We start from the raw sequence: 11,240 nt of genomic DNA, 5'->3' as shown, positions 1-11,240 counted from the left end.
CGTCAGCGTGCGGCGAGGACGCGGTCGGCCAGTTCGCGCACCGCTCCGGCGCCGCCGGGGCGCGTCAGCACGACGCGCGCGGCGGCGACGACCTCGGGCCGGGCGTCGGCGACGGCGACGGGCCAGCCGACGAGAGCCATCGCCGGCAGGTCGTTGACGTCGTTGCCGAGGTAGGCCGTCTCGGCGAGGTCGATGCCGCGGTCGGTCGCCCACTGCCGCAGCACGGTCGCCTTGTCGTCGACGCCGTGGATCACCTCGACCTGCAGCTTCTCGGCGCGGGCGCCGACGACCGCGTTCTGCTCGGTCGACAGGATCAGCACCGGCACCCCGGCTCGCCGGAGCAGCGCGACCCCCATGCCGTCGGAGCGGCTGACGCGCACGTGCTCGGTGCCGACGGCATCCACCCAGGCGGTGTCGTCGGTGTGGACGCCGTCGAAGTCGGTCACGACGACCCGCGCGGCGAGGGGTTCGGCCGGCTCGAGAAGGTGCGCGAGGGTCTGCGCGGTGCGCAGCTGCGCCGGGTCGTCGATCTCGATCGCGGTCTCCTCGGGGACCTCGACGATCCCGGTCCGGCCGAAGAAGCGGTGCCGGGCCTCCCGGAACCCGTCGGTCGTGAAGACGTAGAACGCGCCCGTCTCGACGTAGTGCGGGTCGCGGTCCTGCCGGCGCGGTCGGTGTGCGGCGTCGTGACCGAGAGCGGATGCCGCACCGGCGGCATCCCTCCGCCAGACGAACTCGTAGCTCTCCCGCGCCGAGAACACGCTGTCGGCGCGGCCGCCCCGCACGAGCGCCACCGCCTCGCCGAGGGCGGCGGCGGGGATGAAGGGGCTCGTCGCCTGCAGGAATGCCGTCACCCGGGGGGTGATCCCCTCGGCCGCGAGGGTGTCGAGGGCGTGCAGCAGCGCGCTCTCGGAGCTGGCCTGGTCGCCGGAGATGTCGGCGGGGCGGTCGACGACGCGCGCCCCGGCGGCGCGCGCGGCGTCGGCGATAGCGGCGTCGTCGGTCGAGACGACGACGAGGTCGATCGCGCCGGAGGTCAGCGCAGCACGGACGGCGCGCGCAACGAGCGGGATGCCGCCGACCCGGGCGACGTTCTTGCCCGGCACGCCTTTCGACCCGCCGCGGGCGGGGATGATCGCGATCGTCTGGGCGGTGCTCGGTGTCACGTCATCCTCCTCGCAGGGCCTTCCAGGCCCGCTTTCCCCGGCGCCGCGCGCCGCGGAGCGCGAGCTGCACCTCGGTGATGCGACTCGCGCCGTCGCGCTGCCCGAGCGCACGCGAGAACAGGCCGGGCGTGCCGCCGCCGGGCAGCGCGAGCGAGGTCAGGCGCGCGCGGGCGAAATACCGGGAACGCTCGGCGGCGGGCGCCGACGCGAGGAACTCCTCGGCGCGCGGCCGCAGGTGCGCGGCGATGACCGGCTGCATGGCGTACCCGACGGCATCGACGAGCAGCTGCATCCGCTCTCCCGGGTAGGGCGAGTCCGGACGGGTGAGCGCGTCGATGATCGTGACCGGGATGCGGTTGCCGTTCTCGAACGGGGTGAGTCGCTGCAGCAGCAGATCGGTGCCGACGGCGCCGATGGGCAGGCCGGTCAGCGCCTGCAGCGTGGGCAGGGCCGTCGAGAAACCGGCGACCGCGCCGACGAACGGCAGCCGCACGGCGAGGACCTCGGCGGGGGTGCCGCCGCGGAAGACGGTGAAGCTCACCCCGCGCGCGGCGGCGTGCGCCGCGAGGTCGTCGATGAGGGCGGGGGCCGACGACGGATGCGGCTTGAACACGATCGAGCCCGGGCGCCACTCGAGCGCACGGTCGATCATGTCGCACTGCATCCGCAGCTCCTCGTCGGCCGAGATGAGCTTCAGCGCCGAGAGGTACTGCCCGAGCACCAGGGCCGGGCGATCGAGCTGCACGAGCGCATCGATCTCGGGGTCGTCCTTCGCGGCGGCGACCTCGTCGACGACCGCGCGGAGGGCTGCGGGTGGCACGGGCACTCGAGCGGCAACGGGGAACAGCAGCGGCTCGACGCCCGGCACGGTGTCGGCGTGGACGACGGCGGTGACCCGGCTCGCGACGGTGTGCGGCCAGCGATTGCGGATCGGCGAGTACGTCATGAGGCCGTCGCCGACGATCGACACGTCGGCACCGGCGAACACGTCGATGAACACCCGCGACGGCGCGACCTGCGGGCTCTGCAGGAACAGCTCGACGGCCGCGTCGCCGATCCCCCACGCCTCGCGCAGTAGGCGCTCGAGAATGGGAGCCGCGTTCGCGGTCACGCGCCAATGCGGCGGGCGCTCGGGGGCGAGCAGCTCGTTCAGGTCGACGACGCGGTCGAAGCGCGCGCGGAGGGTGGCCAGGTGCGCGGCGTCCCCGATGCCCGGGGCGGCTTCGGGGATGATGGCCGCGTTCACGGCGACGAGGATGCGTCCCGACGGGGATGCTGGGATCGCCCCGGCATCCATCGCCGCGACAGCGGTCATGAGTCCGTACGCGGAGTTGAGGACGAAGATCTGCGTCATGCGGTGCGCACCTCGCGCACGAGGCGCGCAAGGATGCGGCGACGGCGGTCCGACAGCCGCGACAGCGCCGGGTCGATCTGCTCGGCCGGGATGGCGCGCAGCAGGTCACGGATGCCGGTGCGCAGCGCCGTGCGGTCGGCGGTCGACATCGCCCGCGCGCGGAACAGATGGTAGGCGCACACCGACATCGTCGTCGTCGCGATCTTGGGAAGGAAGCGGTCGGCCTCGTCGTCGGCCTCGACGACCCGGATCGCCTCCGCGAACGCCGGGAGGAAGTCGAGCTGGCGACGGTCGAGCACCTGGGTGAGCGAGGTGGTGACGCCGCGGCGGTACAGGATCGCGGGGGCATCGACGACCGCGAACGACGCGGCACGCAGGTGCAGGCGCCAGATCCACGGGCGGTCCTCGGCCGTGAACAGGCCCGGCTCGAAGTGCGCGAGACCCTGGTCCAACACGCGCCGGTGGAACATTCCCGCCCACGCATAGGGGTAGTCGACCATCGTCGTCTCGTCGGCCGGCATGATGGCGTCGCGCGGCGACACGACCCGGCCTCGGCGCCCGTGCGGTGCGCGCATGAGCCGGCGGCGACCGTCGGTGTCGGTCACATGATCGGTGCGGACGAAGTCGCACTCCAGTCGGCGCATCGAGGCCACGAGGCTCTCGAGACGGTCCGGATGCATCCAGTCATCGCCGTCGACGAAGCAGAAGAACTCGGTGTCGACGAGGTCCAGTCCCTGGTTGCGCGCGGCCGCGAGGCCGACGGGCTGCGCGTTCGAGATGATCTCGACGTGGGGCATCTCGCGGGCGAAGTGCTGCACCTGCGCGCGGGTGTCGTCCGTCGAGCCGTCGTCGATGACCACGAGGCGCAGGCGGCCCGGGTCCTCGAACTGCCGGCCGAGCGTCGTGACGGTCGTGCCGATGTACGGACCGGCGTCTTTCGCCGGCAGGATGACGGTCACGATCGGTAAGGACACGCCGCGATCCAAACAAGCGGGCGTGACCGGAAGGTGGCGTCCGGGTGAACGGTCGTGGTCGGGCGTTCAGGCGAGCCCGAAGGCGGCGAGCTCCTCGTCGGTCAGCATCCGGGACCGGATGAGGAACCGCATCCCCGTCGGCCCCTCGACCGAGAACCCCGCCCCGCGTCCCGGAACGACGTCGATCGTGAGGTGCGTGTACTTCCAGTACTCGAACTGGGATGCCGACATGTACACCTCGATCGGATCGTCGAGGCCCGCGTCGATCTCGCCGAGTTTCACGTCGCCCGCGCCGGTGAGGAACATGCCCACGGGGTAGCACATGGGGCTGCTGCCGTCGCAGCATCCGCCCGACTGATGGAACATCAGCGGACCGTGCTGCGCGGTGAGGGTGCGCAGCAGGGCCGCCGCCTCGTCCGAGACGGCGACCCTGCTGTAGGTGGTGTCGGTCATGGGGTGACGGCTCAGAAGAAGCCCATCGCGCCTTCGGCGTACGACACGAGGAGGTTCTTCGTCTGCTGGTAGTGATCGAGCATCTTCAGGTGGTTCTCGCGTCCGATGCCCGACTGCTTGTACCCGCCGAAGGCCGCGTGGGCGGGGTACTGGTGGTACGTGTTCGTCCACACACGGCCGGCCTCGATCGCACGTCCCGCCCGGTACATGGTGTCAGCCGAGCGGCTCCAGACGCCTGCACCGAGACCGTAGAGGGTGTCGTTGGCGATGTCGATCGCGTCGCCGAAGTCGTCGAAGCTCGTCACCGAGACGACCGGGCCGAAGATCTCCTCCTGGAAGATCCGCATGTCGTTCGTGCCCTCGAACACCGTCGGCGCGACGTAGTATCCGCCGCTCAGGTCGCCGCCGAGGTCGACCCGCTCACCGCCGGCCAGCAGCTTGGCGCCGCCCTGCTTTCCGATGTCGATGTAGCTGAGGATCTTCTCCAGCTGGTCGTTGGAGGCCTGCGCACCGATCATGGTCGCCGGGTCGAGCGGGTTGCCCTGCACGATCTTCGAGACCCGGTCGAGGCCGTCGCCCAGGAACTGGTCGTAGATCGACCGCTGGATGAGAGCGCGTGACGGGCACGTGCACACCTCGCCCTGGTTCAGCGCGAAGAACGTGAAGCCCTCGAGCGCCTTGTCGTAGTACGCGTCGCGGTCGCGCGCCACGTCGTCGAAGAAGACGTTCGCGCTCTTGCCGCCGAGCTCGAGCGTGACGGGGATGAGGTTCTGCGATGCGTACTGCATGATGAGCCGGCCGGTCGTGGTCTCACCGGTGAAGGCGACCTTGCGGATGCGCTTGTGCTGCGCGAGCGGCGCGCCCGCCTCGATCCCGAAGCCGTTCACGATGTTGACGACGCCCGCCGGAAGCAGGTCGCCGATGATCTCGAACAGGAACAGGATGGATGCCGGGGTCTGCTCGGCGGGCTTGAGCACGACGCAGTTGCCCGCGGCGAGGGCGGGAGCGAGCTTCCACGTGGCCATGAGGATCGGGAAGTTCCACGGGATGATCTGGCCGACCACACCGAGGGGCTCATGGAAGTGGTAGGCGACGGTGTCCTCGTCGATCTGGCTGAGCGAGCCCTCCTGAGCCCGGAGCACACCTGCGAAGTAGCGGAAGTGGTCGACGGCGAGCGGGATGTCGGCGGCGAGCGTCTCGCGCACCGGCTTGCCGTTCTCCCATGTCTCGGCGACGGCGATCTTCTCGAGGTTCTCCTCGATGCGGTCGGCGATCTTGTTGAGGATGACGGCGCGCTCGGCGGGCGTGGTCTTCTTCCACGACGCGAACGCCTTCCACGCGACGTCGACCGCGCGGTCGATGTCCTCCACGGTGCCGCGGCCGACCTCGCAGAACGGCTTGCCGGTGACGGGGGTGATGTTCTCGAAGTACTGGCCCTTCACCGGCTCGACGAACTCGCCGCCGATGTAGTGGCCGTAGCGCGCCCGGTACTCCGCGACCGCGCCCCGTTGGCCGGGTGCGGCGTAGACGCTCGAAACGCCCTCTTCGACGATGGTCATGCTGTCTCCTTCGACGGACATGGATGCGGCGTCAGCGCCGCGGATCGGATGCCGGCACGCTACGCCGCGCAACGTTGCATTCGGTTGCGCCCGGCATCCCCCCGTCCCCGCCTTCGCCTGTCGCAACACGCCGCGGCGCCCTGCCGTTTGCGACAGGGGAACGACGGGTCAGGCGGTGAGGGCCTCGAGCCGGGCGACGAGCCCGGGGCGACGCGGCGAGCGCGGCGGCAGCATGCGCAGGCACAGGCGGAGCACCTCGGCATCCTCCCGCCCGTCGGCGCTGTCGGCGTAGGCGAGCAGCGCTTCGACGCCGGCCTCGCCGATCATCGTCTCGCGCAGGGTGGCCCGCACCGACGTGCGCAGCTCCTCCACCCCGGGCGCGACCGAGTCCGGCAGCACCGGTCCGGTGTACGCGGCGAGCGCGACGCGGTGCGCCCCGCGGTCGAGCAGCGACACGACGTGCTGCACGTCGGTCTCGAGCTCCGCGGGCAACCGGTACGGGCGCGAGAGCGGCACGAGCTGCGGCGCCTGCTTCTCGAGCACCCTGCGCAGGCGCACCATCTCGGGTCGCAGGGTCTCGACCGCGGGCTCGCCGTAGACGAGGTCGGCGAGGGCCTCGGCCGACAGGCCTTCGCGATGGCTGGCGAGCATGAGCAGGATCTCCGCGTGTCGTGCGCTGAGCTCGATGACGGATGCCGCGGCTTCCCCCTCCGTCTCGAGCAGCGCCCGGTCGCGCCCCAGCACCCGCAGGGTCGCGTGCCGGACGGTCGCGGCGCGGGGGGCTCGGCGCCGAGGCGCCTCGGCGCGGGAGCGCAGCCGACCGACGAGCAGCTCGCTCTCGATCGCGCGGGCCGTCGCATCGACGAGGAGTTGGGCCTGCGGCGTCACGGCCTCGCTGCCGCCGGTGACGTCGATCACCCCGAGCAGGCGCCGGGTCTCGGGGTCGTGGACCGGCGCCGCGGTGCACGACCAGGGCTGCACGAAGCGGTTGAAGTGCTCTGCCTGCCGGATCTGCACCGCCCGGTCGAGCGCGAGCGCCGTACCGGGCGCCGACGTGCCGACGGATGCCTCGGCCCAGTCCGCGCCGGCGACGAATCCCATGTCGCCGGTGAGGGTGCGCACCCCGCGGTCGCCCTCGACCCAGAGGAGGCGACCCGAGGCATCCCCGACCGCGACGATGACACCCGAGTCCTCGCCGGAACCGGGCAGCAGGAGCGATCGCACCATCTCCATGACGCCCGCGAGCGGGTGCGCTCGCCGGTAGGCGTCGAGCTCGTCGGCCGTCATGTCGAGGCGTGGGAGCCCTTCGGCGGCGGCATCCGAGGCCAGCGACCGGCGCCACGATTCCCGGACCAGCGGCCGGACATCCTCGAGTCGCGGGTCACCGGCGTTCCCGGCGAGGAGCTCCTCGTGCGCGCGCTCGATCAGCAGGCGCGAGGTGGCGGGCGCGACCTCGACCCGGGCGGACCACGGCGAGCTCATGGGGCTCCGATCATCGTCGAAGGAGCGGTGCCGGTCAGTCTAGGTCGACCTGCCCGCGAGCGACAGGGCGGCGGCGGCCCGCGGCGAGGCGACCATCCTCCCTCGCCCGTCACGACACGCCGGCGCCGGCCGCAGATCGTGACAGGCGAGCGGCCCGGGGCCCGCCGCCGGGCCATGATGAAGGCATGAGCTCCGCGAAGTCCGTCGCCGCCGTCGTCGTCCGCCGCCTGACGCGGTGGGGCACGGCATCCGTCGTCGTCGGCGGCGCGCTCGCGCTGTTCCCGCGCACCCGCGCGTTCGGCCTGCAGAACCTGATGTGGGGCGCGATCGACGCCGGTCTCGCGGCGTTCACCCGCCGTCAGCGGAGCGTCCCGAAGAAGCGGATGCTGCGCCGCATCCTCCTGGTGAACGCGGCGCTCGACGTCGGTTACGTCGCCACAGGCGCCCACCTCGCGGCGCGTACGCCCTCGTTCGGGGGGCGCCTGAGCCGGGCGGATGCCCGCGGACACGGTCTCGCGATCGTCATCCAGGGTGCCGTCCTCTTCGTCATCGACCTCACCGCGGCGCGACGCCTGCGCTGAGCCGCGTGCGGCGAAGCGGGCTCAGCTCCGCGCGGCCCACCACTCGCGCAGGCGCTGCTCGGCGGCATCCGCTCCGATGACCCCCTCGTCGAGGCGGATGTCGAGCAGGAACCGGTACGCCTCGCCGACCTCGCGACCGGGACGGATGCCGAGGACCTCCTGGATCCGGTTGCCGTCGAGCTCGGGACGCATCGCGTTGAGCTCCTCCTGCTCGGCGAGCGCGGCGATGCGCGACTCGATGTCGTCGTACGCGGTTCGCAGCCGCGCCGCCTTGCGCTTGTTGCGGGTCGTCACGTCGGCGCGCGTGAGGATGTGCAGCCGCTCGAGCTGATCGCCCGCGTCGCGGACGTACCGCCGCACCGCCGAGTCGGTCCACGCGCCCTCGGCGTACCCGAAGAAGCGCAGGTGCTGCTCGATGAGCTGACACACGGCATCCGTCGTCGCACCGTCGAACCGCAGCGCCTGCAGCCGCTTGCGCGCCATCCGCGCGCCCTTGACGTCATGGTGGTGGAAGCTGACCGCGCCGCCCGGCTCGAGCTTGCGGGTCGCGGGCTTGCCGATGTCGTGCAGGAGCGCGGCGAGGCGCAGGGTCACGTCGGGCGCCTGACCCGGGTGCCGCTGCTTCTCGAGGTCGATCGCCTGCGCGAGCACCGTGAGCGAGTGCTCGTAGACGTCCTTGTGGTGGTGGTGCTCGTCGACCTCGAGCCGTAGGGCCGGGACCTCGGGCAGGAAGAGCGCCATGAGGCCGGTGTCGACGAGCAGACGGATGCCGCGGTCCGGCGCCTCCGTCGACAGGAGCTTCACGAGCTCGCCTTGGATGCGCTCGGGGCTCACGATCGACAGGCTCGGCGCGAGCCGGCTCATCGCCTCGAGGGTCGCAGGGTGCACGTCCATGCCGAGCTGGCTCGCGAAGCGGGCGGCGCGCAGCATCCGGAGCGGGTCGTCGCCGAAGCTGACGTCCGGATCGGTGGGGGTGCGCAGCGACCCGCCGACGAGGTCCTCGACGCCGCCGGTCGGGTCGACGAGCGACGGTCCCGGGATGCGGAGCGCCATCGCGTTGACCGTGAAGTCGCGCCTGACCAGGTCTTGCTCGAGCGTGTCGCCGAACTCGACGGTGGGTTTACGGGTCGCGCCGTCGTAGCTGTCGGCGCGGTAGGTCGTGATCTCGACCTGCTCGCCCCGGATCTTCGCGCCGATCGTGCCGAAGGCGCGGCCGATGTCCCACGTCGCCGTCGCGAGCGGTTTCACGATGCGCAGGATGTCGTCGGGTCGCGCGTTCGTCGTGTAGTCGAGGTCGTTGACGGTGCGGCCGAGCAGCGCGTCGCGGACGGGTCCGCCGACGATCGCGAGCTCGAACCCGGCATCCGCGAACGCGCGGGCGAGCGTGGCCGACACGGGAGCCTCGGCGAGCGCGCCCAGGCGCGCGAGACCCTCGGCCATGTTCAGCATGCCTACGAGCCTACCGACGGCATCCCGCGCGCCGCGCCTCACACCACGCGCAGGAACCCCGTGAACGCCAGCTCGCGCACGCGCGGCAGCAGGTCGGCGCGGAGCGCGGCGGCATCCACCTCGAGCAGGTCGGCGATCGCGTCGATGAGCACGCCGAGCGGCAGGTCGCCGTCGCACGCGCCGACGAGGGCGGCCAGCGCGGGGTCGACGTTCAGCACGCGCCCGAATCCGGCGCCCTGGCGCAGCTCGATCACCGAGGGTTCCTCGGCTCCCGGGCGGTGGTGGCGGGCCTCGGTGACGTCCGACGCCACGACCGCGGTCGCCTCGGCCAGTCCGACGTCGTCGAGCAGCCCGAGGCGGTCCCACGCCGCGAGCGCGGCCCCCAGGTGCGGCCCCAGGGCGCCGGGCACCGGCTGGGTGACGCGCTCGTAACGGGCGAGGGGCGGCATTCCGATCGGCGTCCGTCGCAGCAGCAGGTACCCGAAGCCGACCGCCGTCACCCCGCGCGCGGCGAAGTCGGCGAGCCACGCGTCGATGAGGCGGGCGTAGTCGGGGCTCCCCGGCGCCGTGCCGCCGTCGCGCACCCACAGTTCGGCGTACGCGAGCGGGTCGAGCTGCTCTCGTTCCACGATCCATGCGTCGAGCGGGTGAGCGGATGCAGCGACCCACTCGCGCACGCGGTCGAGACCGTCCCGCCCGTCGCGATACTCCCAGTTGCCGAGCAGTTGCGCCGTCCCGCCGGGGGCGAGCACTTCGCCGACGCCCGACACGAACGCCGCGACGAGGTCGTCGCCCGCGAAACCGGCATCCCGGTACTCGTACTCGGGCACCCCGGCGACGCGCGGCGTGATGACGAACGGGGGATTCGAGACGACGCGGTCGAACTCCTCGCCCGCGACGGGCTCGAACAGGCTGCCGTGGCGCACCTCGATCCCGTCGACGTCGTTGAGCGCGGCGTTCAGCAGCGTGAACCGCAGCGCCCGCTCCGACACGTCGGTCGCGACGACGCTCGACGCGCTCCGCCGCGCCCGCAGGGCCTGGATGCCGCATCCCGTCCCTACGTCGAGTACGCGTCGCGCGGGGGTGTCGAGCTGCAGACCGGCGAGCGTGAGCGAGGCGCCGCCGACGCCCAGGACGTGCCCGGTCGGCAGCGCGCCGCCCAGCGCCGCCTCGTCGAGGTCGCTCACGATCCACCACCACCCCGAGCCGGCGGCATCCGTGTAGTCCTGCGGGCGCAGCAGCACGAGCGGTGTCGCGGTTCCGCCCTCGACGCGCACGATCCCGAGCGTCACGAGACCCGCGACACCGGCGGTCGGCAGCGCGCGGTCGAGGTCCGCGGCCGGGGCGGCATCACCGAGGAAGAGCGTGCGGCACAGCACCGCGAGCGCGTCGCTGCGGCCCGCGAGCGCGCGCCGGGCGGGCGCGAGCAGGCCGCGGCCGATCGCGTCGTCGGCGAGCGGTCCCCACGCGGCGCGGACGGCGTCGGCCGTGTACCCGGCGGCGGCGAGGTCGGCGCGGAGCGCGGCGGTCGTGGACGGGTCGGGATGCCGGATGTCGCTCACCGTCCCATTCAACCGACCTCGGGGCCCAATCAGGGGCTCCGCAGGACGGGGACCCTAGAATCACTCCCGATGGTGCGGTCATCGATCGCACGGGAATCGACCTCTTCATGACCTTCATCTCGCCTGCTCCGGGCCGACGTCCGCCTCGCCGATCCCGGTGGCTGCGTACGGCGGCGGCAGCGACGGCCGTGATCGCCCTCGCCGCCCCGGCCCCGGCGGCCTTCGCCGCGGTCGACGACGCGCCCGACCAGACCGTCACCGCCACCCTCGCGCCGGGCGCGGGCGGGGTGGTCCCCGCATCCGGCGATCTGACACTCACACTCACGGCCGACAACCCGGGCCCGGACGCCGTCCCCGCCGGCACGGCGACCGTGGGGATCGGCTCCGATCCCCTCGTGTCGACCGCGGCGATCGCCTCGTGGCTCGACAGCGGCTCGACGGGCGCGTCGTTCGACGACGTGGGCGAGATCGCGATGCCCGAGGTCGCGTCCGAGCAGTCGGCATCCGCCGCGCTCACGATCGACGCGGGCGATGCCCCCATCGACGACCTCGACCCGGGGGTGTACCCGGTCCGGGCTGTCTACGGCACCGGCGAGGACAGTCTCCGCGCGCGGACCGTCCTCGTCGTCCCCGACACCGGCGCACCGGCTCGTCAGATCG

The 11,240-nt window shown here is 72.5% G+C and carries 10 protein-coding genes; 2 read left to right on the top strand and 8 right to left on the bottom strand.

What is annotated here, in order from left to right:
* Positions 1 to 2: 2 nt before the first annotated feature.
* The 6 genes from AB0P29_RS11360 to AB0P29_RS11335 all read right to left on the bottom strand — a co-directional run bounded on the left by AB0P29_RS11360 (position 3) and on the right by AB0P29_RS11335 (position 6,988).
* Positions 3 to 1,166 carry an acylneuraminate cytidylyltransferase gene (locus AB0P29_RS11360; protein ID WP_363379848.1) on the bottom strand — a complete coding sequence of 388 codons (1,164 nt, stop codon included), beginning with the start codon at positions 1,164 to 1,166 and terminating at the stop codon, positions 3 to 5.
* Position 1,167: 1 nt separating this feature from the next.
* Complete coding sequence (locus AB0P29_RS11355; RefSeq protein ID WP_363379846.1) at positions 1,168 to 2,520, bottom strand: polysialyltransferase family glycosyltransferase; 1,353 nt, start codon at positions 2,518 to 2,520, stop codon at positions 1,168 to 1,170.
* Entirely contained in the window at positions 2,517 to 3,494 is a 978-nt protein-coding gene (locus tag AB0P29_RS11350) for a glycosyltransferase family 2 protein (protein WP_363379845.1), read from the bottom strand. Before AB0P29_RS11350 ends, AB0P29_RS11355 begins: the two co-directional genes overlap by 4 nt.
* Before the next feature lie 66 nt (positions 3,495 to 3,560).
* Positions 3,561 to 3,947, bottom strand: a complete 387-nt coding sequence (locus AB0P29_RS11345; protein WP_217528859.1) for a DUF779 domain-containing protein — start codon at positions 3,945 to 3,947, stop codon at positions 3,561 to 3,563.
* 11 nt (positions 3,948 to 3,958) lie between these two features.
* Positions 3,959 to 5,506, bottom strand: coding sequence for an aldehyde dehydrogenase family protein (locus AB0P29_RS11340; protein WP_311286667.1), 1,548 nt, complete (start codon positions 5,504 to 5,506; stop codon positions 3,959 to 3,961).
* 168 nt (positions 5,507 to 5,674) lie between these two features.
* Positions 5,675 to 6,988: a GAF domain-containing protein gene (locus AB0P29_RS11335; protein WP_363379842.1), complete on the bottom strand. Its 1,314-nt coding sequence runs from the start codon at positions 6,986 to 6,988 to the stop codon at positions 5,675 to 5,677.
* Positions 6,989 to 7,173: 185 nt separating this feature from the next.
* On the opposite strand from AB0P29_RS11335, the gene AB0P29_RS11330 reads away from it, so the two are divergent.
* Entirely contained in the window at positions 7,174 to 7,569 is a 396-nt protein-coding gene (locus AB0P29_RS11330; protein ID WP_253036012.1) for a hypothetical protein, read from the top strand.
* Positions 7,570 to 7,590: 21 nt separating this feature from the next.
* Here AB0P29_RS11330 and AB0P29_RS11325 read toward each other — a convergent pair whose 3' ends face one another.
* Positions 7,591 to 9,018 carry a CCA tRNA nucleotidyltransferase gene (locus AB0P29_RS11325; protein ID WP_363379841.1) on the bottom strand — a complete coding sequence of 476 codons (1,428 nt, stop codon included), beginning with the start codon at positions 9,016 to 9,018 and terminating at the stop codon, positions 7,591 to 7,593.
* Positions 9,019 to 9,056: 38 nt separating this feature from the next.
* Positions 9,057 to 10,580 carry a methyltransferase gene (locus AB0P29_RS11320; protein WP_363379840.1) on the bottom strand — a complete coding sequence of 508 codons (1,524 nt, stop codon included), beginning with the start codon at positions 10,578 to 10,580 and terminating at the stop codon, positions 9,057 to 9,059.
* A 107-nt stretch (positions 10,581 to 10,687) separates the two neighbouring features.
* Between AB0P29_RS11320 and AB0P29_RS11315 the strand changes: the two genes are divergently transcribed.
* Positions 10,688 to 11,240, top strand: a 553-nt coding sequence (locus AB0P29_RS11315; RefSeq protein ID WP_363379839.1) for a DUF6049 family protein, incomplete at its 3' end; no start/stop codon positions are given.

Origin of the sequence: Microbacterium sp. NPDC080220, assembly GCF_040686395.1 — a bacterium.
Taxonomy (GTDB): Bacteria; Actinomycetota; Actinomycetes; order Actinomycetales; family Microbacteriaceae; genus Microbacterium; species Microbacterium gawkjiense.
Note: the sequence above shows the minus strand (reverse complement) of the source record. Positions and strands in the feature narration are given on the sequence as shown.

Coding starts and splice junctions, on each gene's coding strand:
- AB0P29_RS11340 (WP_311286667.1), bottom strand. CDS start 5,506: ATGACCATCGTCGAAGAGGGCGTTTCGAGCGTCTACGCCGCACCCGGC.
- AB0P29_RS11325 (WP_363379841.1), bottom strand. CDS start 9,018: ATGCTGAACATGGCCGAGGGTCTCGCGCGCCTGGGCGCGCTCGCCGAG.
- AB0P29_RS11355 (WP_363379846.1), bottom strand. CDS start 2,520: ATGACGCAGATCTTCGTCCTCAACTCCGCGTACGGACTCATGACCGCT.
- AB0P29_RS11330 (WP_253036012.1), top strand. CDS start 7,174: ATGAGCTCCGCGAAGTCCGTCGCCGCCGTCGTCGTCCGCCGCCTGACG.
- AB0P29_RS11345 (WP_217528859.1), bottom strand. CDS start 3,947: ATGACCGACACCACCTACAGCAGGGTCGCCGTCTCGGACGAGGCGGCG.
- AB0P29_RS11335 (WP_363379842.1), bottom strand. CDS start 6,988: ATGAGCTCGCCGTGGTCCGCCCGGGTCGAGGTCGCGCCCGCCACCTCG.